At 60.3% G+C, this 23822-nt stretch carries 15 protein-coding genes; 12 read left to right on the forward strand and 3 right to left on the reverse strand.

Annotated elements, in window-relative coordinates; all coding sequences use genetic code 11:
- Positions 1–123: 123 nt before the first annotated feature.
- From HU730_RS07595 to HU730_RS07605, 3 genes are all read right to left on the reverse strand, one after another.
- Positions 124–3852 carry an autotransporter serine protease gene (locus HU730_RS07595; protein WP_186527687.1) on the reverse strand — a complete coding sequence of 1243 codons (3729 nt, stop codon included), beginning with the start codon at positions 3850–3852 and terminating at the stop codon, positions 124–126.
- Between the two features lie 295 nt (positions 3853–4147).
- Positions 4148–5542 (reverse strand): PhoH family protein, encoded by a 1395-nt coding sequence (locus tag HU730_RS07600; RefSeq protein WP_005785025.1) that lies wholly within the window; start codon positions 5540–5542, stop codon positions 4148–4150.
- Between the two features lie 339 nt (positions 5543–5881).
- Positions 5882–7006 carry a polysaccharide deacetylase family protein gene (locus HU730_RS07605; protein WP_034128703.1) on the reverse strand — a complete coding sequence of 375 codons (1125 nt, stop codon included), beginning with the start codon at positions 7004–7006 and terminating at the stop codon, positions 5882–5884.
- Between the two features lie 241 nt (positions 7007–7247).
- Here HU730_RS07605 and yaaA point away from each other — a divergent pair, with 241 nt between their 5' ends.
- From yaaA to HU730_RS07665, 12 genes are all read left to right on the forward strand, one after another.
- The gene (yaaA, locus tag HU730_RS07610) at positions 7248–8027 is read left to right on the forward strand and encodes a peroxide stress protein YaaA (RefSeq protein ID WP_034128704.1); all 780 of its coding nucleotides are present in this window, start codon (positions 7248–7250) and stop codon (positions 8025–8027) included.
- Positions 8028–8906: 879 nt separating this feature from the next.
- The gene (locus HU730_RS07615) at positions 8907–10223 is read left to right on the forward strand and encodes a nucleotide sugar dehydrogenase (protein WP_034128705.1); all 1317 of its coding nucleotides are present in this window, start codon (positions 8907–8909) and stop codon (positions 10221–10223) included.
- 103 nt (positions 10224–10326) lie between these two features.
- Complete coding sequence (alg8, locus tag HU730_RS07620; protein WP_034128706.1) at positions 10327–11796, forward strand: mannuronan synthase; 1470 nt, start codon at positions 10327–10329, stop codon at positions 11794–11796.
- 37 nt (positions 11797–11833) lie between these two features.
- On the forward strand, positions 11834–13000 hold the full coding sequence (locus HU730_RS07625; protein WP_034128707.1) for an alginate biosynthesis protein Alg44: 1167 nt from the start codon (positions 11834–11836) through the stop codon (positions 12998–13000).
- Between the two features lie 8 nt (positions 13001–13008).
- Positions 13009–14547 carry an alginate biosynthesis TPR repeat lipoprotein AlgK gene (gene algK / locus HU730_RS07630; protein ID WP_254914020.1) on the forward strand — a complete coding sequence of 513 codons (1539 nt, stop codon included), beginning with the start codon at positions 13009–13011 and terminating at the stop codon, positions 14545–14547.
- On the forward strand, positions 14544–16034 hold the full coding sequence (locus tag HU730_RS07635; protein ID WP_034128776.1) for an alginate export family protein: 1491 nt from the start codon (positions 14544–14546) through the stop codon (positions 16032–16034). Before algK ends, HU730_RS07635 begins: the two co-directional genes overlap by 4 nt.
- On the forward strand, positions 16034–17602 hold the full coding sequence (algG, locus tag HU730_RS07640) for a mannuronan 5-epimerase AlgG (protein WP_186527688.1): 1569 nt from the start codon (positions 16034–16036) through the stop codon (positions 17600–17602). The genes HU730_RS07635 and algG overlap by 1 nt, the downstream gene beginning before the upstream one ends.
- A gap of 11 nt (positions 17603–17613) precedes the next feature.
- The gene (locus HU730_RS07645; protein ID WP_186527689.1) at positions 17614–19062 is read left to right on the forward strand and encodes an alginate O-acetyltransferase; all 1449 of its coding nucleotides are present in this window, start codon (positions 17614–17616) and stop codon (positions 19060–19062) included.
- An 8-nt stretch (positions 19063–19070) separates the two neighbouring features.
- The gene (locus tag HU730_RS07650; RefSeq protein ID WP_186527690.1) at positions 19071–20180 is read left to right on the forward strand and encodes a mannuronate-specific alginate lyase; all 1110 of its coding nucleotides are present in this window, start codon (positions 19071–19073) and stop codon (positions 20178–20180) included.
- 189 nt (positions 20181–20369) lie between these two features.
- A complete protein-coding gene (locus tag HU730_RS07655; protein WP_003188730.1) occupies positions 20370–21902 on the forward strand; it encodes an MBOAT family protein in 1533 nt (510 codons plus the stop codon).
- Positions 21903–21913: 11 nt separating this feature from the next.
- Positions 21914–23086 carry an alginate O-acetyltransferase gene (locus HU730_RS07660; protein ID WP_054921024.1) on the forward strand — a complete coding sequence of 391 codons (1173 nt, stop codon included), beginning with the start codon at positions 21914–21916 and terminating at the stop codon, positions 23084–23086.
- A 17-nt stretch (positions 23087–23103) separates the two neighbouring features.
- A complete protein-coding gene (locus HU730_RS07665) occupies positions 23104–23760 on the forward strand; it encodes an alginate O-acetyltransferase AlgF (protein ID WP_032893493.1) in 657 nt (218 codons plus the stop codon).
- The last annotated feature ends 62 nt before the right edge of the window (positions 23761–23822 follow it).

The raw sequence follows: 23822 nt of genomic DNA on the forward strand, positions 1-23822 counted from the left end.
GCTGTTTATCCCATCCCGTAGGAGCGAGCTTGCTCGCGAAACACTCTCAGGCGCCGCGTTTACCCAGGGTGCACGCGTTATCGTTGACGTTTTTCGCGAGCAAGCTCGCTCCTACATTCAAGGTTAGAACCGGAAGGTAAACCCGGCATTGATCCCGTTGTTGTTACCCCGGTTGGAGAGCAAACCGCTGTAGTTCAACGACACCAGGGTGTCCTTGGTCAACGCCATTTGCGCACTGGCCTTGATCACCGCGCCATCCCTGGCCACAGGCACGCTGTTGACGGCGAAGGCCGTGTCACTGCCGGCAAACTTCAGAGAAGCTTCACGATCGGTATCACCAAACTGGTGCTCCCAACCCAGCTCACCGCGCAGGGTCACCGCCGAGGTGGACGTGAGCGGCAGCTGGGTATGGCCACGCACGCCCAGGGTGGAGAGTGTCGCGTCCTGGCTTTGCTGGCTGGCATGCAAGGCTGCGGCACCGCCTTTTTCCTTGAACGAGTCGCTTTGATAGTTCAGGTACGTGAGGTTGGCGAAGGGTTCAAACACGGTCCATTGGGTGTAACCGATCTCGGCAAACACTTGGTCGGTACGCGCGTTGTAGTCGGCCTTGGCATGGTCCGACTGATTGGCATAGGCCACCCGTCGCGAAGTGTCCAGGCGGTGCCAGGTGCTGGCACCGCCCAGGCGCAGGGCAATCGCCTCGAAGCGTTTGCCACCATAGACCGACAGGTGATAGTTGTCGCTGTCCGCCGACGCCGACTGGCCGTTGAGGTGGCTTTGGGTATAACCGGTCGCCGCGCCCGCGCGCCAGCCTTCGTTCACCTCGGTGTCCAGGCCCAGCAGTACGCCGCTGGTGGACGAGGAGTAGCCGCTGGCGTTGTTGTCACCACTGACGTTGTTGCGTCCACCGAGTAACTGTACCCAGCCGCCGTTGTCACGGCTGTCGATCTGCGCGTTGGAGTCCAGTGCCTGCGCCTGTTGCAGGCGAGCGTTGACCGCTTCACGCAGGTAGCGGCTGTCGGCCATTTGCGCTGCGGCCACGTCCGAATGCAATTGCCCTGAAAGTTGCTTGAAGCCCTCCCGCGCCTGGGCGGCGGAATCCGATGACAGCAGGCTTTCGTAGACCGGGCTGCCAGTGCCCAATGTCTCGGCCACCGTCGCCACCGCACGCTCGTTGCGGGTTTGCGCGACACTGGCGAAGGTCGTCTGGTTGCGAGCTATCGCCAGGGTCAACTGATTCGGTTGATAGTTGAGCGCAGTGCCAATGAACAGGTAGTTGGGGGCAAACGCTGCAAACTGCCCCTGGATACCTTGGCTGGCACTGAGGATATTGAACTGCTGGCCCAGCAAGCTGCGCGCCTCGGTAGCGGTCAACAGGTTGGGGCTGTTCTCCAGGGACACGCTCACCACACCGCCATTGAGGGTCGCCACCCCGCTGCTCTGCAACTGGTCGCTGCGGCCATCGGCCCCGACTTCGACGGCATACACCGAACCCGGGTTGAACGTGACATCGCCGGTGCGCAGTGTGCCAATCGAATGCCCCGGGGCCACTCGCCCACCGTTGTTGACGGTCAAGGCGCCCACCGTGCCGTTGCCGGCCAGGGTGCCGCCCAGTGTGGTCATCACGCGGTTATCGGCATTACGCGTGCCCACGGCACTGCTATCTACCGTCACGGCAGAGGTCAATGCGCCGTCCACCGACAATTTGCCTCCGCGTACCCAGGTACTGCCCGAATAGCTGTTCTGGCCTTCCAGCATCAACTCGCCATCCCCGGACTTGACCAGGCTACCGACGTAGGTGCTGCCGGTGAGCACGTCCTGGTCGCGGGTGAGTGTTGCCTGCTCCCGGGCATGACCGATGTCGTATTCAAACTGATCGTCGGCCGAGGCATTGGCGGGCAGGCCATTGAGCCAGCCTTTTTGCTGCTTGGTGGCGGCCCAGGTCGCCTGCTCGGCAGCGTCTTCTACGCGGCGGGCGCGAATGGCTTCATCGGAAATCGGGTTGGCCCAGATATCGCGGGTACCGCTGGGCAACGCCACTGCCACCGCACCGAGGAACTGCCTCGGCCCTTGCATGGCTTTTTGCAGGTTTGGCAAGCCCCAGCCACTGACCACACCCGGCACTTGCGGCACACCCGGCGCGGCATCGTGCACCGGTTGCAGGTTGTCGTAGGTGCGGCCTCCGGTCAGTTCGCCAACCGGCGTGTCCGGGCCATCCGGCGCTTGCAGGCTGGAGGTGGTCAGCAACACGTCCCGCGCCTGGCTGGGCGTCATATAGGGGAAGCGTTGCATCACTAGCGCCAAGGCCCCGGAGACGCTCGGCGCGGCGGCCGAGGTGCCGTTTGCATTCGGGATGAGTTCGCCCTCGGGGCCGGCAGACGGAATGCCCGACACGCCCATCACGCACCACCACTTGGACGTACCGCAGCGGTTATAGACCTGGGCGCTGGTCTCGTCATAGCCCGTGATCGAAAGGAACTTGCCTTCGATATCCGGTTTGAAAAACGGCAGGTTCGCGTTGGTGTACGGGTTGGCTCCGTGGCTGTCGTTGCCCGCCGAGATGATCTGGATAAAGGTGTTCTGACGGGCCGCGTCGGTCATGGCGTCCATCCAGGTTTTTTGTCCTGCATGAGCCTTGTCCCAGAACGGGCGATAGGCGGCGGTCATGTCACGCAGGTTTTGCGCGGCGCTGTCGCCGACGTTACCGAAGTGGTTCTCCACATCATCGCGCGAGCTCTGCCCCCAGCTCTGATTGACAATCGCCACGTTCTTCGCCGCCAGGGCGTTGTAGCTGGCCATGAACGCGTTGTAGTCGAGGTCGTTGGAGCCTAGGTAGCGGTCGTTGTCGCTGCCGCCGGTGTTGGCGACAAACAGATTGGCGTCGAAGGCAATGCCGTGCATACCGGTGCCGTTGCGGCTGGCGGCCAGCACCCCGGACATTTCCGTGCCATGCCCGTCGTTGAACGCCGGGTCGTATTCCCCTGGAATACCGAAATGTTCGCCCTGCTTGAACTCGCCGCTGGGCACTTCAAGGCGGTAGCGCGGATGGGTGGCGTAGTACTCGCCGGTAGATGTCACCGCCTGCACTCGGTCCTGGCCCTGGGCGTTCTTGCCCTGAAACTCGGAGTGTTCGGTGAGGATGCCCGAGTCGAGCACGCCAACATTGACCCCCTTGCCGGTGATGCCCAAGGCATAGGCGTAATACGCGTTGGTGCGGTCCAGGCCGGAGTTGACCTGGGCCTCCGGCGTCTTCCAGGTTTGCGCGTTGGCACTCCAGTCACGGGTTACGCCCGCCCAGGAAAGACCTGCGCTCAATTGCCCGCTCAGGTTGCTGCTCACGCCCGGCTCTACGTAGGTGTAAGGCTTGGCGGCCGGCAAGTTGGCGATAATAGCCTTGGAGAAGTCGAGGATATTGGTGGTGTAACGGCCGCTGTTGTTGAACAGCTGGCTGCGGTAGTAATCCAGGCGCGAAGCGTAGTCCAGTGGCCGTCGGGTGTCGCCGAGCATGGCGCCGATGGTCAGGTTTTCGGGTTGCAGCTCGTAGTTTTGCTTCAGGGCCGAATCGAACTTGCCGGACTGGGCAGCGAAATCCTTGGCCGCGAGATCGACGATATCCGCGTAGGCAAACCTGAGGTTTTTGTACACGGCGGTATCAGAGCCGAATGAGGCGACGGCTGTCCTGAACGCCGATTCCAATACCTGCGGGGTGTAGGGGTTGTCGTCTGCCCTGGCCACGGAACCGTGGCCCAGCCATAAGGCCAGGCCGAGTGCTATGGATGTAAGGGGTATGGTCTTGAAACGAGGGGTGCGATTGCGTTGCGCCACAGTGAAGCGATTACCTGCTAAGTCCATTTTCCTTTCCCTTTGGATATGTGCGTCATCAATGAACGGTGTTTCGGGCTTTGTAATAGGCAGGGTCACGGTGAAAACCCTGGACAGGTTTTCTAAACGTTCGTCGACTCAAGGAGGTGGTGTTCCGACGGGGTCAAGCAGTGTTCTTATTGTTTTTACCGCAGAAAAAATGTAACAAAATGATTACAGAGAACACAGGCACCCAGGACGCGTTAACGCAGGCAAATGTCGCACAGAACAAAAAAACCCGGATTTCGTGAAAAATCCGGGGTTTTTCGCAGCGGTTTCAGCGTAGTTACAGGTGGGACTCGGCGTATTCAGCCAGGATCGAACGTGGCACCCCTTGCAGCGCAATGTGCACGCCGTTCGGGAAGTCCTTGAAGCGTTCCGTCAGGTAAGTCAGCCCGGAGCTGGTCGCGGACAGGTAAGGGGTGTCGATCTGCGCCAGGTTGCCCAGGCACACCACTTTGGAACCGGCGCCGGCACGGGTGATGATGGTTTTCATCTGGTGCGGCGTAAGGTTCTGGCATTCATCAATCAGAATCAGGCTTTGCTGGAAGCTGCGACCTCGGATGTAGTTGAGGGATTTGAACTGCAACGGCACTTTGCTGAGGATGTAGTCGACGCTGCCATGGGTGTTTTCGTCATCCATGTGCAAGGCTTCGAGGTTGTCGGTAATCGCCCCCAGCCACGGCTCCATTTTTTCCGCCTCGGTACCGGGCAGGAAACCGATTTCCTGGTCCAGGCCCTGCACGCTGCGGGTGGCGATGATGCGGCGATAGCGTTTGGTCACCATGGTCTGTTCGATGGCGGCGGCCAGGGCGAGGATGGTTTTGCCCGAACCTGCGGCGCCCGTCAGGTTGACTAGGTGAATGTCCGGATCGAGTAGCGCATACAGCGCCAGGCTCTGGTAGATATCACGCGGTTTCAGGCCCCAGGCTTCCTGGTGCAACAGGGGTTCCTGATGCAGGTCGAGGATCAGCAGCTTGTCGACCTGGATCTCTTTGATCCAGCCCACGAAGCCCTGTTCGTCGACGATGAACTCATTGATATGCACGGCCGGCAGGTTGTCGATCAGCTGTACCTGGTGCCAGGTGCGGCCGTGGTCCTGACGGGTTTCGACCTTGCTGACACGGTCCCAGAACGAGCCGGTCATCATGTGATAACCACGCGAGAGCATCGACACGTCGTCGACCAGTTGGTCGGTGCTGTAGTCCTCGGCAGCGATCCCACACGCTCGTGCCTTGAGGCGCATATTGATGTCTTTGGTCACCAGCACCACGCGCAGGTCCTTGTCGCGGGCGTGCAGGTCAATCAATTGGTTGATGATTTTGTTGTCGTTCAGGTTTTCCGGCAGCAGGCTGTTGGGCTCGCTGCGCTTGCTCATCAGGATCGACAGCAAACCCTTGGGCCCGCTCTTGCCACGCTGGATGGGCACGCCGACTTCAACGTCCTCGGGCGAAGCTTCACCCAGGGTCTTGTCGATCAGACGGATGGCCTGGCGGCATTCGGCGGCAACGCTGTGGTGGCCGCTTTTGAGTTTGTCGAGCTCCTCAAGCACGATCATTGGGATGGCGACGTGGTGTTCTTCGAAGTTCAGCAGTGCGTTTGGATCGTGGATCAATACGTTGGTATCAAGCACATAAAGGATTGGCTGGTCGGAAGAAGGGTTACGTCCATGATCATCCATACTCGGTCACCTTTGTGGGAGCCATTCGACGCAATACCTGGGCGGTGCTGCGCCTCGATTCGACCACCGAGTGCACCTGAGGGACGTCAAGTGCAATGCCCACATGCGGAGTCTTGGAAGACGCCACCTGTGTTGCAGGTTTCGGCGGTCTGACTTCGTAATACCGCAAAACCCATGACAGGAAAAAGCACTTTGACGCTTTTTTGAAGTTTATTTTTCAGGATGACGAATAGCACTAGCCGAGTGCCATGTACCCCGTTAAAGTCGGAAGTCCGCCTGCATCGAAATGTCGCAGCAAATCGCCCCGAAAACACCCCACCCCCAGCAAAGCCGGGCACTTCATCGAAATGCCTCGCGACACTCCTGCCAACCCAAGCCACTCTGCGCCGTAGCCTGCAACACCACCGGCAATGCCACCCGCGCCTTGTCCTGGGTGTCGTGAAACACGATCACGCCTTTGCGCCACAGCAGCATCAATGTCAGCACCCGTTGCGCCGACTCATCGGCCTTGAGCTTGCCCGGCTCGTCCTGGGAGTCGATGTCCCATAACGCCACTTGCAGGCCCTGTTGCTGGAAGAATCCCTGGCTGTCCGCGCGGCGCTGCCCATACGGCGGGCGGAACAAGGGCACATAGTTTTCCGGCATCAGGTTCTGTACCAGCCCGGCACTGCGGGTGATGGAGCTTTGCCAGTCGACCCAATGGCTGTGGGAGCGGTACTGCCAGCCCTGAAGCCCCACGCACTGCCCTTGGTACAGCGCCTGCACATCGGCGGCCGAACTGCGCTCCACACGGGTTTGCAAGCTGCTGCCAAGGACAAAGAACGTCGCGTTCATCTTTTGCTTGCGCAGGTAATCGGTGAGCCAGTCGGTATTGCCGCTGACAGGTGCAGGGCCACCGTCGAAGGTCAGTAAAAACATCCGGTCATTGAGTTCATCACCGTTGCGCTCATGATCGCCAAAGCGCGCCACTTCACTGCTGATCTGCGGAAACAGCGCGGCCTTGCGCAACAACTCGTCCAGATAGCGTTCGTGAAAGTGCCGGCTGGGGGCGGCCCAGCCTATATAGAAAGAGTTGTCACTGACCTCGAACTTGCCGGCCTGCTCACGCAGGTCGTCCATGTTTTCCACCAGGTAGCAGAACGAGGCGTCTTCTTCGCAGCTCTGCTGGGCGAATGTGTAGTTCTCCAACAGCCGTTGCCAGAGCTGGCGACGCAGATCGCCGATGGCGGCCAGGTTGATGATCTTAAGCCCCAGGCGTTGCTTGAGCGCCGCGTCGTCCAGGGCTTCGCTGGCGAGCAGGCCGTGGGCGAACATCAGGATCTCCGCACGCGAAGCCACATCGAACAGCGCCGGGCTGGCGAGTTTTTCCGGCCAGGTACCACGGTCCAGGCTGGCGACATCCACCGGCGCGGCGTGGGCATTCAGGCACAGCAGGCAAGCGGACAATAAAAGCGCTAATCGCACACGAGGTCTCCCTCTACAGAGTTACCGCCCATCATAGCGGACTGGTCCGCCCTTTTTGTGTAGGAGCGAGCTCGCTCGCGAAAAACGTCCGGGCACCGCGTCTATTCAGTCTGCCAGCATTCTCGTTGACGACTTTCGCGAGCAAGCTCGCTCCTACAAAAACCGGGGCCTATCGGCTTGATAGGTGGAGTCGAACGCTCCAACCCCCTAGAATCCCCCCACGATTCCAGGAGCCAACTTCATGCTGATGGTGATTTCCCCCGCCAAAACCCTCGACTTCGAGTCCAAGCCGGTCACAGCGCGCTTCACCCAGCCGCAGTACCTGGACCACTCCCAGGAACTGATCGAGCAACTGCGCGAACTGAGCCCGGCGCAAATCAGTGAGTTGATGCACGTCTCCGACAAGATCGGTGGCCTCAACGCCGCGCGTTTCGGCAGTTGGACGCCGGCCTTCACTCCGGCCAACGCCAAGCAGGCGCTGCTGGCGTTCAAGGGCGATGTGTATACCGGCCTGAATGCCGAGACTTTCAGCGAGGCCGATTTCAGCTATGCCCAGGACCATCTGCGTATGCTCTCGGGCCTGTACGGCCTGCTGCGTCCGCTGGACCTGATGATGCCGTATCGCCTGGAGATGGGCACCAAGCTGGCCAACGCCCGCGGCAAGGACCTTTACGCGTTCTGGGGCACACGCATCAGCGAATGGTTGAATGAAGCCCTGGCCGAGCAAGGCGACGATGTGCTGCTCAACCTGGCGTCCAATGAGTATTTTTCGGCGGTCAAGCGCACGGCCTTGAACGCGCGGATCATCAATACCGAGTTCAAGGACCTGAAGAACGGCCAGTACAAGATCATCAGCTTCTACGCGAAAAAAGCTCGGGGCATGATGAGCCGGTTTGTGATTGAAGAACGCATCAACGATCCGGCCCAGCTCAAGCAGTTCGATGTACAGGGCTATCGCTTCAATGCGGAGCAGTCCAAGCCGGATAACCTGGTGTTTTTGCGCGATCACGCACCGGAATAAGGCCTGTACAGCCACCAACATCAACTGTGGGAGCTGGCTTGCCTGCGATAGCGGAGGGTCAGCCGACTCACATGTCGCTGATACACCGCTATCGCAGGCAAGCCAGCTCCCACATTTTTTGCCTGCATTTCACCCCACCAATCGTCATTTATTTGACGTCAAAAAATATCAAGACACATCTCTAACAATTTCTTCACTCGACACTCGTCGGTTTTTTTCGTAGTGGCACCACTTTTTTTTAACGGTAGTGGCACAAAACTATCCTCTCGCACCAACTCCCCACAACTACTGGCCTAAATAGCAAGTGCTATCAATATAGTACTAGTGCCATCTTTTCTAATATTTCAAAAAATTTCCGGAAAGGGGATGAGCGGCCCGGAACTTCGTCCTGAAGCACCGCTCATACCACCGGTAACGAAATTCTCTGTTTACGTAAGAGATGACTTACATACCGACCAATGGAAGTAGCCAAGTTGTCATAAAGCACTTTGGCTCGAGGGTCATATCATCAACTGATTGAGTTGAGGGCGGCGATAAGGACTCATTGCCAACCCCCCAAAGGCCAAGGCAGCGCTGACCTAAATGAGCCAGTGTTAAAACCCAAGGCATTGATATCAAAAGGCTTCTCGCCCGTATCAAAGCCCTGTGGCACTGGCACCGGACCCTTCCGCCATGGAAAACCGGCTGCATTTCAGGGCAAGCCCCAATAACAAGGCCACGTTGCGCACAACTTGAGTGCAATAGTTAGTCACTCGCTATTTAACATGCCTGCACGCGGTAAGTCGGCGTCTATTCGCCTAACTTTCGCGGCATCAGTGACGCTTGCAAACATGAACTCCGGCCATCTAATGGCATGATTTAAACATAGAGGTAATTGCGATGCGCATCAGCATATTTGGTTTGGGTTACGTTGGCGCCGTGTGTGCCGGTTGCCTGTCTGCCCGTGGCCATGAAGTGGTCGGCGTAGACATCTCCAAGGACAAGATCGACCTGATCAATGCGGGTAAATCCCCCATCGTTGAACCGGGTCTGGGCGAACTGTTGAGCCAAGGCATCGCAACCGGTCGACTGCGCGGTACCACCAACTTCGCCGAAGCCATCCGCGACACCGACCTGTCGATGATCTGCGTCGGTACGCCGAGCAAGAAGAACGGCGACCTGGAACTGAACTACATCGAGTCGGTATGCCGCGAGATCGGTTTTGTACTGCGTGACAAGACCACCCGCCACACCGTCGTGGTGCGCAGCACCGTACTGCCGGGCACCGTGGCCAACGTGGTAATCCCGATCCTCGAAGACTGCTCCGGCAAGAAAGCCGGTGTTGATTTCGGCGTCGCGGTCAACCCGGAATTCCTGCGTGAATCCACCGCCATCGCCGACTACGACCTGCCACCGATGACCGTTATCGGCGAGTTCGACAAAGCCTCCGGCGACGTCCTGCAGTCGCTGTACGAAGAACTCGACGCGCCGATCATCCGCAAGGACATCGCCGTTGCCGAGATGATCAAGTACACCTGCAACGTATGGCACGCCACCAAAGTCACCTTCGCCAACGAGATCGGCAACATCGCCAAGGCCGTCGGCGTTGACGGTCGTGAAGTGATGGAAGTGGTCTGCCAGGACAAGACCCTCAACCTGTCCCAGTACTACATGCGCCCAGGCTTCGCTTTCGGCGGTTCGTGCCTGCCAAAAGACGTGCGTGCCCTGACCTACCGCGCCGGCTCCCTGGACGTGGAAGCACCGTTGCTCAACTCGCTGATGCGCAGCAACGAATCCCAGGTGCAGAACGCCTTCGACATCGTCTCCAGCCACGACAAGCGCAAAGTCGCCCTGCTGGGCCTGAGCTTCAAGGCCGGTACCGATGACCTGCGTGAAAGCCCATTGGTAGAACTGGCGGAAATGCTGATCGGCAAGGGCTACGACCTGAGCATCTATGACAGCAACGTCGAGTACGCCCGTATGCACGGCGCGAACAAGGACTACATCGAAGGCAAGATCCCGCACGTGTCGTCCCTGCTCAACTCGGACTTCGACGAAGTGATCAACAACTCCGACGTGATCATCCTCGGTAACCGTGACGAGAAGTTCCGCGCCCTTGCGCACGAAGCCCCGCACGGCAAGCAAGTGGTCGACCTGGTGGGCTTCATGTCCAAGGCCACCAGCGTGAGCGGCCGTACCGAAGGTATTTGTTGGTAAGGAGCAGCGGCTAGTTTCAAGCGGCAAGCTGCAAGTTAGAAGCGCTGGTTTTCGGCTTGTAGCTTGTGGCTTGCCGCCCGACTTCTCTGTGACGGACGCGAATATGCAACGGTTAAACCAAGCGACTGGCTGGCTACTATTTCTGGGGCTTTTAGCGCTTCTAGCTCTGGCTCTGCCAGCCAGCACCTTCGATTCGCAATCGAAGAATTTTATTTTCCTGATTGGTGCCGTGGGTATCTGGCGCTACTCGATGGGCGCGACGCATTTCTTTCGCGGCATGCTGTTCCTGTACGTGGTGTACCCGCACCTGCGCCGCAAAGTGCGCAAGCTGGGCAAGGCCGCCGACCCGTCCCATGTGTTCCTGATGGTCACCAGTTTTCGTATCGATGCGCTGACCACCGCACAGGTCTACAGCTCGGTGATTCGCGAAGCCATCGACTGCGGCTTCCCCACCACCGTGGTGTGCTCGCTGGTGGAAATGTCCGATGAGCTGCTGGTGAAAAGCCTCTGGGAAAAGATGAACCCGCCGGCTCACGTCAAGCTCGACTTCGTGCGTATCGCCGGTACCGGCAAGCGTGACGGCCTGGCCTTCGGTTTTCGCGCCATCTCGCGTCACCTGCCGGACGACCGCGCCGTGGTTGCCGTGATCGATGGCGACACCGTGCTGGCCGAAGGCGTAGTGCGCAAGACCGTGCCGTGGTTCCAGCTGTTCGGCAATGTCGGCGGCCTGACCACCAACGAATTCTGCGAAGTGCGCGGCGGCTACATCATGAGCGAATGGCACAAACTGCGCTTCGCCCAACGCCACATCAACATGTGCTCCATGGCCCTGTCCAAGCGCGTGCTGACCATGACCGGGCGCATGTCGGTATTCCGCGCCAGCGTAGTGACTGACCCGGGCTTTATCGCCGACGTGGAAAGCGACTCGCTGCAACACTGGCGCCTGGGCCGCTTCAAGTTCCTCACCGGGGATGACAAGTCCAGCTGGTTCAGCCTGATGCGCCTGGGCTACGACACCTTCTACGTGCCGGACGCCGCCATCAACACCGTGGAACACCCGCCGGAAAAGAGCTTTATCAAGGCCAGCCGCAAGCTGATGTTCCGCTGGTACGGCAACAACCTGCGCCAGAACTCCCGTGCCCTGGGCCTGGGCGTGCGTCGCCTCGGCCTGTTCACCAGCGTGGTGCTGTTCGACCAACGCGTATCGATGTGGACCTCCCTGCTCGGCCTGACCGTGGCCATGATCGCCACCTTCAAGTACGGCGGCGCGTTCATCCTCGCCTACCTGCTGTGGATCGGCATCACCCGCCTGATCCTCACCCTGCTGCTGTCGTGCTCCGGCCACAAGATCGGCCCGGCCTACCCGCTGATTCTCTATTACAACCAGATCATGGGCGCGTTGGTGAAGATCTACGTGTTCTTCCGCCTTGATCAACAGTCCTGGACCCGCCAGGACACCAAACTGACCCGCGATTTGGCCAGCTTTCAACGTTGGTTCAACACCTGGTCGTCTCGGACCATGACCTTCTCCGCCGGCAGCATCTTCGTTGCCGTGTTGCTGATGATGGTCTGACCCTGCCAAGCCTGAATTAACCTAGGAATTACACCCGATGAATAGCCAAGTAAACGCCAACGTTGTCCACGAATCCGAAGCCCAGCGCCAACACGCCCGGGTGAAAATCCCGGCCAAGCTGCGCTTCTTCAACAGCGACCGCACGCCGACCGAAGCAAAGGTTATCGACCTGTCCGCCGGCGGCCTGGCTTTCACCGCCACCCAGCCGCTCACCATCGGCCAAGTGCACAAGGGTCGCCTGCAGTTCGTGATCGATAACCTCGGCCTGGCCATGGACGTGGAGCTGCAGATTCGCTCCTACGACCGCCAGACCGGCCGCACCGGTTGCCAGTTCCAGAACCTCGATGCCCAGGATATTTCCACCCTGCGTCACCTGATCACCTCGCACCTGTCCGGCGACATCGTGACCATGGGCGACGTACTCGCGACCCTGCAACGCGACAACTTCACCAAGGCACGCAAGGTCAAGGACGGCGGCAGCGGCATGACTGCGTTCGGTCGCCTGCGCGCCGTGACCTTCAGCCTGGCGATCTTTTTGGTCGGCCTGGCGGCCTTCGGTTTTGTGGTCAAGTCGCTCTACGGCATGTACTTCGTCAGCCACGCCCAGGCCGGCCTCGTCAGCGTACCGGGCATGAACGTGACCATGCCCCGTGACGGCACCGTGCAAAGCCTGCTCAAGGGTGATTCGGTAGCAGCCAAGGGCGCGCCGCTGGCGACATTCAGCACCAGCATGCTCGACGTGCTCAAGGGCCACCTGGACGAAGACCAGTTGCAACCGGCCAAGGTCGAAGAACTGTTCGGCAAGCAAATGACAGGCACCCTGACTTCGCCGTGCGATTGCGTGGTGGCCCAGCAACTGGTCGCCGACGGCCAGTACGCCAGCAAGGGCGATGTGATCTTCCAACTGGTGCCGCGTGGCAGCCAGGCTAACGTTGAAGCCCGCTTCACCTACCGCCAGTTTGGCGATGTACGCCCAGGTACGCCGGTGAGCTTTCAGGTCGCCGATGAAGAACAGGTTCGCACCGGCACCATCGTCAGCAGCACCAGCCTGAACAGCGCCGACCTGTCCTCCGACATCCGCGTGCAGATCAAGCCTGATGCACCGCTGGACAGCACCTACGCCGGCCGCCCGGTGGAAGTCACCAGCGACCGTGGCCCATCGCTGAACTGGCTGATCGACAAAGCCATGGCTCACGGTCTGTAAGCGAGGACATGCCTGTGATGACTCTCTCAAAAACACCACAATCCCTGTGGGAGCGGGCTTGCTGTGGCGAGGGAGCTTGCTCCCGCTCGACAGCGCAGCTGGAGCCGGCTTTTGGGGGCGCTGCGCACCCCAGCGGGAGCAAGCTCCCTCGCCACAAAGGCAGTGCCCACATTGGTTCGGTAGCGTTGATCGCCCTAGCAATCAGCCTGGCCGGTTGCGCCGGCCTGCCCGACCAGCGCCTGGCCAACGAAGCCCTCAAGCGCGGCGACACCGTCACCGCGCAGCAGAATTACCAGCAACTGGCAGACCTGGGCTACAGCGAGGCCCAGGTGGGCCTGGCCGATATCCAGGTCGGCACCCGTGACCCCGCGCAAATCAAACAGGCCGAAGCCACCTACCGTGCGGCGGCAGATACGTCGCCGCGTGCCCAGGCACGCCTGGGTCGCCTGTTGGCGGCCAAGCCCGACGCCACTGAGGCCGAACACCATGAAGCCGAAAGCCTGCTGAAAAAAGCCTTTGCCAATGGTGAAGGCAATACCTTGATCCCGCTGGCAATGCTGTACCTGCAATACCCACACAGCTTTCCCAACGTGAATGCCCAACAGCAGATCAGCCAATGGCAGGCGGCGGGTTACCCGGAGGCCGGCCTGGCCCAGGTGCTGCTGTATCGCACCCAGGATACCTACGATCAGCACCTGGATGATGTGGAGCGCATCTGCAAAGCCGCGCTGAACACCACCGATATCTGCTACGTGGAACTGGCCACGGTCTATCAGAAAAAACAGCAGCCGGAACAACAGGCCGAACTGCTCAAGCAAATGGAAGCAGGCGTAAGCCGTGGCACCGTGACTGCGCAGCGCGTCGACAGCGTGGCCCGCGTACTCGGCGATGCCACCCTCGGTACCCCGGACGAAAAAACTGCCCAGGCATTGCTGGAAAAAATCGCCCCTGGCTACCCGGCGTCCTGGGTCAGCCTGGCGCAACTGCTCTACGACTTCCCCGAACTGGGCGATGTCGACCAGATGATGAAGTACCTCGACAACGGCCGTGCCGCCGACCAGCCACGCGCCGAATTGCTGCTGGGCAAGCTCTACTACGAAGGCAAGTGGGTGCCGGCCGATGCCAAGGCTGCCGAGGCGCATTTCGAGAAAGCCGTGGGCCGTGAAGTGGCCGCCGATTACTACCTCGGCCAGATTTACCGCCGTGGCTACCTGGGCAAGGTCTACCCGCAAAAAGCCCTCGACCACCTGCTGACCGCAGCGCGCAACGGCCAGAACAGCGCCGACTTCGCCATTGCCCAACTGTTTTCCCAAGGCAAGGGCACCAAGCCCGACCCGTTGAACGCCTATGTCTTCAGCCAACTGGCCAAGGCCCAGGACACGCCAGAGGCCAATGACCTGGCCACCCAGCTCGAAGCGCCGCTGACGCCTGAGCAACGCGCCGAAGGCCAACGCCTGGTGCAACAGGAACTGGCCGCCCGCGGCACCCTGGCCCAAAGCACGCTGCAACTGCACGCCCTGCAAGAAGACGGCGAGGAATCCCTATGAAGCTCAACCCATTCGTCAAGGCCGGTATCGGCCTGACCTTCGCCCTGCTGTGGTCGTGCCCGACCCTGGCCGCGCTCACCGAAGCCAAGAACTTCGGCCTGGAAGTCAAAGCCACCGCGCAGTCTGAAGATGACCGCGACCTCGGCACCCAGAAAGGCGGCGACGTCAACGGCATCGGCCTCGACCTGCGCCCCTGGATCTACGGCGAAAGCGGCGCATGGAGCGCCTACGCCATGGGCCAGGCAGTGGTTTCCAGCGATATCATCGAGACCGACACCCTGCAACAGTCGGCCGATGACACCACCGAGCAGCAGTCGAGCAACGACGACCGCAAGGCCAAGAAAAACTATCTGGCCCTGCGTGAGTTCTGGGTCGGCTACAGCGGCTTCACGCCCTACCCCGGCGAGATCCTCAAGTTCGGCCGCCAGCGCCTGCGCAATGACGACGGCCAATGGCGCGACACCAACATCGAAGCGTTGAATTGGACCTTCGACACCACCTTGCTCAAGGCCAATGTCGGCGCTGCCGAACGTTTCAGCGAATACCGCACCGACCTCAAGGAACTGTCGCCGGTCGACAAGGACCGCCAGCACTTCTACGCCGACGCTGCCTACCAGTGGACGCCGGGCCAGTGGATCGGCGTGCGCGGCCACCACACCCATGACGACGGCAAGCTCGACTACGCCGAACCGGGTGTCGCCAACGACCCGTTGGACAAGCGCGAAAACGGCGACCTGACCTGGCTGGGCATCGAAGCCAACAGCGACGCCTACAACTGGCGCAACACCAACACCGTCAACTACTGGGCAAGCATCACCGGCATGCGCGGCGACCGCGACAAGGTCAACGCCTTGAACGCCGACGGCACACGCCCCACCAGCGCCAAGCGCAGCGATGACCTGAGCGGCTGGGCCACCGATATCGGCGTGCGCCTGCGCCTGGATCCGCAGTGGCAAGTGGGTGCCGCGTACTCGCGCGCCAGTGCCGAGTACGAACAGAACGGCCTGCAAAGCAACCGTTCGAACTGGACCGGCACCCAGTCCCGCGTGCATCGCTTCGGTGAAGCGTTTCGCGGCGAGATGAACAACATGCAGTCCATGAGCCTGTTCGGTTCCTGGCAACTGCGCGAGGACTATGACGCCAGCCTGGTGTACCACAAGTTCTGGCGCGTGGACGGCAACAAGCCGGTGGGCAGCAACGGTATCGACGCGGTGCAGAACAACACCGATGACGTCACCGGCGCGATCCTCTCCAGCACCTCCCTGCCGTTGGAAGACGGCAAGAAAGACCTCGGCCAAGAAATGGACCTGGTGGTCACCAAGTACTTCAAGAAAGGCTTGCTGCCAGCCGCGCTGAGCCAGTCGATCGACGAGCCTTCAGCCCTGGTGCGTTTGCGTGCCGGCGTGTTCAAGCCCGGCGATGCCTATGGCAGCCAGGTCGACTCCTACATGCACCGCGCGTTTGTCGACGTGGTCTGGAAATTCTGATGGGAGCCTGCGCCATGAATGCTCAAAGCCTACTCGTCGCGGCGATGCTGATGGCCAGCGCCACAGCGTTTGCCGATACGGCGGCCAAGGCGCCGATCATCGCCAAGGAACTGCAACAGGCCAAAACCTACACCATCTCCAGCCCGCCCACCGCGCCGCTGGAAATGGCCAAGCCGGCGCTGCCCGACCTGTCGGGCTACACCGCGCAGGCGATGGAAAAGAAAATCGTCAAGGCCAAAGCCGGCAAAATCAGCATCCGCCGCATGATGCAGGAAGACGCACTCAAGGACTTTATCGGCGGCGATAACAAGATGGCCGAATGGGTAGTGCGCCAACACGGCATTCCCCAGGCGATCTTTGTCGACGACGGCTACATGAACCTCAAGGACCTGCTGGGCAAGGTGCCCAAGCAGTACTTCAGCGAAACGTCGCCGGGCGTGTTCCTGGCCAAGTTGCCGATCGTGGTGGGCCGTAAAGGCATCCTCGATATCGACAAAAACACCCAGGAACTGCGCCTGTCCCAGCAAGCCGGCTCATTTTTGATCAATGACGGCCAGCTGTTCGTGCGTGACACCAAGGTCACCGGTTGGGATGAAAAAGCCAACGGCCCGGCGCTGTTCAAGTCGGCCAAGGAGTTCCGCCCGTTCCTGCTGGCCTGGGGCGGCACCGAGACCTATATCTCCAAGACCAAGATGGCCAGCTTCGGCTACGCCAACAGTAAGTCCTACGGGGTGAGTATTTCCCAGTACACGCCGAACATGGCCAAGGTGCTCAAGCGCCCCGAGCCGACCGGTTGGATCATCGACTCCGAGTTCTCGGACATGTGGTACGGCTTCTACTGCTACGAGACCACAGGCTTTGTGATCAAGGGCAATACCTACAAAGACAACATCGTCTACGGCATTGACCCCCATGACCGTTCTCACGGCCTGATCATCGCGGACAACACCGTGTACGGCACCAAGAAGAAGCACGGCATCATCATTTCCCGGGAAGTGAACGACAGCTTCATCTTCAACAACCGCAGCTATGACAACAAGCTTTCGGGCCTGGTGATCGACCGTAACAGCGTGAACAACCTGATCGCCGACAACGAGATCTACCGCAACCACACCGACGGCATCACCCTCTATGAGAGCGGTGACAACCTGCTGTGGGGCAACAAGGTCATCGCCAATCGTCGCCACGGCATTCGTGTGCGTAACAGCGTGAACATCAAGCTCTACGAAAACACCTCGATGGCCAACGGGCTGACCGGCGTGTACGGCCACATCAAGGACTTGACCGACACCGACCGCGACATCGCCCTCGACCCGTTCGATGCCAAGGTGTCGCTGATCGTGGTTGGCGGTGAACTGGCGGGTAACGGCAGCGGGCCGCTGTCTATCGACTCGCCGTTGAGTATCGAGCTGTATCGCGTGTCGATGCTGGCGCCGACCAAATCCAGCGGTATCAGCTTCTCCGGCATCCTGGGTGACCGCCAGGAAGAAATTCTCGACCTGCTGGTGCGCCAGCAGAAAGCCGTGCTGATCGACCCCGTCGAACGCCAGACCGAATTGCAGGACTGAGGATGACCCTTATGCACCCACACATGATCAAACTGCTGAGCCTCTCGGGTCTGACCCTCGGCCTGCTGGCGGCCAGCCAGGGCGTACGCGCCGATGAAGTCAAAGCTCCTACCTTCACCGCTGAACCCTGCTGCAGCCTGTGCCCCGCCGCCCATGACGCGAAGAACTACACCACGCGCTACCAGCAGAACTTCACCACCCTGGAGCAAGCCCAGGGCGACTGGCTGTTCCGTACCCAGGAAGACCTGCGCACCGAGTTCGACACCACCCCGGCCGGCTACAAGCGCATGCAGCAGCTACACGATGCGTTCAAGAGCAAGGGCGTGGAACTGGTGGTGGTCTACCAGCCGACCCGTGGCCTGGTGAACCGCAACAAGCTCAACCCTGAGGAAAAGGCCAAGTACGATTTCGACAAGGCCCTGACCAACTACAAGACCATGCTCGGTCGTTTCGCCAAGATGGGCTACGTGGTGCCAGACTTGTCGCCGCTGACCAACGAGCAACTGCCGGATGAGTTGCCGGCCCACGATTTCTACTTCCGTGGCGACCAGCACTGGACCCCATACGGCGCCCAGCGCACCGCGAAAATCGTCGCGGCCAAGGTCAAGCAGATGCCGGAATATGCCGAGATTCCCAAGCGTGAATTCGAGACCAAGCGCTCGGGCCGCATGGGCAAGACCGGCACCCTGCACAACATGGCCGGGCAACTGTGCGGCACCAGCTATGCGATCCAGTACATGGACCAGTTCACCACCGAGCCCAAGGGCGAAGCCGGTGACGGCGACCTGTTCGGCGATTCGGGCAACCCGCAGATCACTCTGGTGGGCACCAGCCACAGTGGCAAGAACTACAACTTCGCCGGCTTTCTGGAAGAAGAAATCGGTGCCGACATCCTCAACGTCGCCTTCCCCGGCGGTGGCCTGGAAGGCTCGATGCTGCAGTACCTAGGCAGCGACGAGTTCCAGAAAACCCCGCCGAAGATCCTGATCTGGGAATTCTCGCCGCTGTACCGTCTCGACCAGGAAACCATCTATCGCCAGATGATGGCGCTGCTGGACAACGGTTGCGAAGGCAAGACTGCGCAGATGTCGGCCAGCACCACGCTCAAACCGGGCAAAAACGAACTGATGGTCAACAGCGCGAACAAAGACCTGCGCAACGCCAACCATCAGGTCGATATCCGCTTCGCCGATCCGTCGGTGAAAACCTTGCAAGCCACCCTCTGGTACATGAACGGGCGCCACGAGGACATCAAGATCGAGAAACCCGAAACATCCGATACAGACGGGCGTTTCGCCTTTGAACTGCGCACCGATGAAGACTGGGCCTCGCAGAACTTGCTGGCCGTGGAAGTGCAGGGCCCCGAAGCGGGCGCTGCGGCGCAGAAGGTTGAAGCGAAAATTTGCACACGCAACGTATTCCCAAGCGGTGGTCAGCAGACCGCCCAACTCGGGAAGTGAGGTTACTTATGCAAAAGTTATTGTTCCCTACCCTGCTGGGCCTGGCCGTGTTTGCCGGCTCCGTGAATGCGGCCGCGCCGTTGCGCCCGCCCCAGGGCTATTTCGCACCGATCGAAGCGTTCAAGACCGGCGACTTCAAGAATGATTGCGACAGCATGCCAACGCCCTACACCGGGCCATTGCAGTTTCGCAGCAAGTACGAAGGCTCCGACAAGGCCCGTTCGACCCTGAATGTGCAGTCGGAAAAAGCCTTTCGCGACAGCACCGCCGACATCACCAAGCTGGAAAAAGACACCAGCAAGCGCGTGATGCAGTTCATGCGTGACGGTCGCCCGCAGCAACTCGAATGCACGCTCAACTGGCTGGTGTCGTGGGCCAAGGCCGATGCGTTGATGTCCAAGGACTTCAACCACACCGGCAAGTCCATGCGCAAATGGGCATTGGGCAGCATGGCCTCGGCCTATGTGCGCTTGAAGTTCTCCGAGTCGCAGCCGCTGGCCAAGCACCCGCAGGAAGCCCAGCAAATCGAAGCCTGGTTCAACAAGCTGGCCGACCAGGTGGTGAGCGACTGGGACAACCTGCCCCTGGAAAAAACCAACAACCACTCTTACTGGGCAGCCTGGTCGGTGATGGCAACGTCCATCGCTACCAACCGCCGCGACCTGTTTGATTGGGCGGTGAAGGAATACAAGGTCGGCGTGAACCAGGTCGATGACCAGGGTTTCCTGCCGAACGAATTGAAGCGCCAGCAACGCGCCCTGTCGTACCACAACTACGCCCTGCCGCCGCTGTCGATGATCGCCAGCTTTGCCTTGGTCAACGGCGTGGACCTGCGCCAGGAAAACAACAGCGCGCTCAAACGCCTGGGCGACAAGGTGCTGGCCGGCGTGAAAGACCCGGACATCTTCGAGCAGAAGAACGGCAAAGAGCAGGACATGAAGGACCTCAAGGAAGACATGAAATTTGCCTGGCTTGAGCCCTTCTGCACGCTCTACACCTGCGCCCCGGACGTGATCGAACGCAAGCATGGCATGCAACCGTTCAAGACCTTCCGCCTGGGCGGCGACCTGACCAAGGTCTACGACCCGGCGCATGAAAAAGGCAACAAAGGCAGCTAGTCGCTGATCGTTCCCACGCTCTGCGTGGGAATGCAGCACGGGACGCTCTGCGTCCCAAAGCGTGACGCAGAGCGTCACAAGAGGCATTCCCACGCAGAGCGTGGGAACGATCACAACCTCCCCCGAAATCGTGGGGGGGTTTGGGGGGGCTCCGGCCCTTGACTGTTGGTTAAACATGGAGAGATCGGGATGGTTTTCTCGTCCAATGTGTTCCTGTTTCTGTTCTTGCCGATCTTTCTCGGCTTGTACTACTTAAGCGGGCAACGCTATCGCAATCTGCTGCTGCTGATTGCCAGCTACGTGTTCTACGCCTGGTGGCGAGTGGACTTCCTGGCGCTGTTCGCGGCCGTCACGCTGTGGAACTACTGGATCGGCCTCAAGGTCGGTGCCGCCGGTGTGCGCACCAAGCCGGCGCAGCGCTGGCTGTTGCTCGGCGTGGCGGTCGACCTGTGCATCCTCGGCTATTTCAAGTACGCCAACTTCGGCGTCGACAGCATCAATGTGATGATGAAGTCCGCGGGACTGGAGCCGTTCATCCTCACCCACGTGCTGTTGCCGATCGGGATCTCGTTCTACATCTTCGAGTCCATCAGCTACATCATCGACGTGTACCGTGGCGACACTCCGGCGACTCGCAACCTCATCGACTTTGCGGCGTTCGTGGCGATCTTCCCGCACCTGATCGCCGGTCCCGTGCTGCGCTTTCGTGACCTGGCCGACCAGTTCAACAACCGCACCCACACCCTGGATAAATTCTCCGAGGGCTGCACGCGGTTCATGCAGGGTTTCATCAAGAAGGTCTTTATTGCCGACACCCTGGCGGTGGTGGCCGACCATTGCTTCGCCCTGCAAAACCCCACCACAGGCGATGCCTGGCTCGGCGCGCTGGCCTACACCGCGCAGCTGTACTTCGACTTCTCCGGCTACAGCGACATGGCCATTGGCTTGGGCTTGATGATGGGTTTCCGCTTCATGGAAAACTTCAAGCAACCCTACATCAGTCAGTCGATCACCGAGTTCTGGCGGCGCTGGCACATCAGCCTGTCCACCTGGCTGCGTGACTACCTGTACATCACCTTGGGCGGCAACCGCAAAGGCACCCTGACCACTTACCGCAACCTGTTCCTGACCATGCTGCTCGGTGGCCTGTGGCACGGCGCCAACATCACCTACATCGTGTGGGGCGCCTGGCACGGCATGTGGCTGGCGATTGAAAAAGCCATCGGCCTGAACACCGCGCCGCGCAGTTTCAATGTGCTGCGCTGGGCCTTTACCTTCCTGCTGGTGGTGATGGGCTGGGTGATCTTCCGCGCCGAAAACCTGCACGTTGCCGGGCGTATGTACGGTGCGATGTTCAGCTTCAGCGAATGGTCGTTGTCGGAACTCAACCGCGCCAACCTTACCGGCCTGCAAGTGGCAACCCTGGTGGTGGCCTACGCAACGCTGGCGTTTTTCGGTCTGCGCGACTTCTACACCAACCGCCCGGCCGACAAGGCCAAGCCAGCCGACCCGAGCCTGATCAAGGCCGTACCCGGCGACAATCCGGGCAGCATCCACGAGCCCGGTTTCAGCGTGGGCCGTGACGCTGCCGTGCAACCGGCCTACTGGACCGCTGACTGGCCACGCTACGCCATGCGCGCTGCGGTGCTGCTGCTGTTCGTGGCGTCGATTCTCAAACTGTCGGCGCAGAGTTTCTCGCCGTTCCTTTACTTCCAATTCTGAGGGAGCCGACCATGACCCGTTCATTACGCGTCCTCTACATAAGTCTGTTCCTGGTGCTGCTGCTGGCACTGGGCGCCTGGTCACTGCGCAGCTTCTTTGGCTTCAGCACCAACGCCGATGCCACGGTGCTTAACGGTCGCTGGACCAAAGCCGTCGAGACTCACTACGACGACGAGTTCCCGATCAAGCGCCTGGGCACCAACCTGTGGGCAGCGCTGGACTACAAGCTGTTCAATGAAGGCCGCCCTGGCGTGGTGCTGGGCCGTGACCACTGGTTGTACAGCGACGAGGAATTCAACCCCGCCGTCAACGAAGACCAGAACCTGCAAGGCAACTACGCGCTGGTCGAAGGCGTACGCCAGAAGCTCAAGGCCCAGGGCATCCAACTGGTGATGGCGATCGTACCGGCCAAGGTGCGCCTGTACCCGGAGCACTTGGGTGAGGTGAAACCGGCGAGCATCCACGCCAACCTGTACCAGGACTTCCACGCCCGCGTGGCGGCAGACAACATCCCGGCGCCAGACCTGCTCGGCCCCCTGCAACAGGCCAAGCTCGCCGGCAAGCAGGTGTTCCTGCGTACCGATACCCACTGGACCCCGGACGGTGCCGAAGTCGCCGCCAAGCAATTGGCCAAGGCGATTGCCGACAAGACCCCACTGAGCGGCGAGCCGCAGCGTTTTGTCACCGAGGCCGAGAAAACCGAACCGCATAAAGGCGACCTGCGTTTGTTCCTGCCTCTGGACCCGCTGTTCGAAAACCTGATGCCGCCCAAAGAGCCGCTGGAAAAACGCGTCACCCACCTGGCCGAAGAGAAAGGTGATGACGCGCTGTTCAGCGACAGCGAAACCCCGGTGGCACTGGTCGGCACCAGCTACAGCGCCAACCCCAACTGGAACTTCGTCGGTGCGCTCAAGCAAGCCTTGCACAGCGACGTGGTCAGCTACGCCGAAGACGGCCATGGCCCGATCCTGCCGATGCTCAGCTATCTCAAAAGTGATGACTTCAAGAACAGCCCGCCCCAGGTGCTGATCTGGGAGTTTCCTGAACGCTATCTGCCCGTTAACAACGAAATCGGTGATGCCGACCCAGCCTGGGTTGCGCAGCTTAAACAAGCCGGTTCGCGCCAACAGAACATGGCAATCAACACATCTAAATCCGAGACGCCCGACCGGGCGCAAAACTGAAAGAGAGGTAACTCACAATGACTTTCACTACTACTCCTCGTCGTCTCGCTAAAACCCTGGCTATCGCAGCGGGCTTGAGCTTCGTATCCCTGTCGGCCTTCGCTGCCGGTGACGCCGCCCTGTATGGCCCGACTGCACCAAAAGGCTCCAGCTTTGTACGTATCTACAACGCCAGCAACCAGGAGGTCAGCGCCACCGTCGGCAGCACCAACCTCAGCGACGTTGCGCCACTGGCCAGCAGCGACTTCAGCTTCATGCCGGGCGGCGACTACAGCGCCAAGGTCGGCAGCCAGACCCTGCCGGTCAAGCTGGCTGCCGACCACTACTACACCCTGGTCAACAGTGGCAGCGGCCAGCCGCAGTTGATTGAAGAACCCCCGTTCAAGAACAAGCAGAAATCCCTGGTGCGCGTGCAGAACCTCAGCGACAAGGCCCTGACCCTGAAAACCGCCGACGGCAAGACCGATGTGGTCAAGTCGGTGGCTGCCAAGGGCCGTGGCGAGCGGGAGATCAACCCGGTGAAAGTGAGCCTGGCGTTGTATGACGGTGACAAGAAAGTCGGCGATGTGAAGCCGGTTGCGTTGGAACGCGGTGAAGCGGCGGTGCTGTATGTCACCGGCTCGGGCTCGAGCCTGTCGCCAGTGTGGGTGAAACGCCCAGTGTCGACCCGCTGACGATTTCCCTGAGTTGACATGCCCCCTTGTGGGAGCTGGCTTGCCTGCGATGGCGGTCTTGT

Origin of the sequence: Pseudomonas sp. SWRI22, from assembly GCF_014268395.2 — a bacterium.
Lineage (GTDB): Bacteria > Pseudomonadota > Gammaproteobacteria > Pseudomonadales > Pseudomonadaceae > Aquipseudomonas > Aquipseudomonas paracarnis.

Bases quoted from the DNA above. Each gene is read 5' to 3' on its own strand.
- HU730_RS07595 (WP_186527687.1), bottom strand. From the start codon at position 3,852: ATGGACTTAGCAGGTAATCGCTTCACTGTGGCGCAACGCAATCGCACC.
- HU730_RS07600 (WP_005785025.1), bottom strand. From the start codon at position 5,542: ATGGATGATCATGGACGTAACCCTTCTTCCGACCAGCCAATCCTTTAT.
- yaaA (WP_034128704.1), top strand. From the start codon at position 7,248: ATGCTGATGGTGATTTCCCCCGCCAAAACCCTCGACTTCGAGTCCAAG.
- HU730_RS07615 (WP_034128705.1), top strand. From the start codon at position 8,907: ATGCGCATCAGCATATTTGGTTTGGGTTACGTTGGCGCCGTGTGTGCC.
- alg8 (WP_034128706.1), top strand. From the start codon at position 10,327: ATGCAACGGTTAAACCAAGCGACTGGCTGGCTACTATTTCTGGGGCTT.
- HU730_RS07625 (WP_034128707.1), top strand. From the start codon at position 11,834: ATGAATAGCCAAGTAAACGCCAACGTTGTCCACGAATCCGAAGCCCAG.
- algK (WP_254914020.1), top strand. From the start codon at position 13,009: ATGCCTGTGATGACTCTCTCAAAAACACCACAATCCCTGTGGGAGCGG.
- HU730_RS07635 (WP_034128776.1), top strand. From the start codon at position 14,544: ATGAAGCTCAACCCATTCGTCAAGGCCGGTATCGGCCTGACCTTCGCC.
- algG (WP_186527688.1), top strand. From the start codon at position 16,034: ATGGGAGCCTGCGCCATGAATGCTCAAAGCCTACTCGTCGCGGCGATG.
- HU730_RS07645 (WP_186527689.1), top strand. From the start codon at position 17,614: ATGCACCCACACATGATCAAACTGCTGAGCCTCTCGGGTCTGACCCTC.
- HU730_RS07650 (WP_186527690.1), top strand. From the start codon at position 19,071: ATGCAAAAGTTATTGTTCCCTACCCTGCTGGGCCTGGCCGTGTTTGCC.
- HU730_RS07655 (WP_003188730.1), top strand. From the start codon at position 20,370: ATGGTTTTCTCGTCCAATGTGTTCCTGTTTCTGTTCTTGCCGATCTTT.
- HU730_RS07660 (WP_054921024.1), top strand. From the start codon at position 21,914: ATGACCCGTTCATTACGCGTCCTCTACATAAGTCTGTTCCTGGTGCTG.
- HU730_RS07665 (WP_032893493.1), top strand. From the start codon at position 23,104: ATGACTTTCACTACTACTCCTCGTCGTCTCGCTAAAACCCTGGCTATC.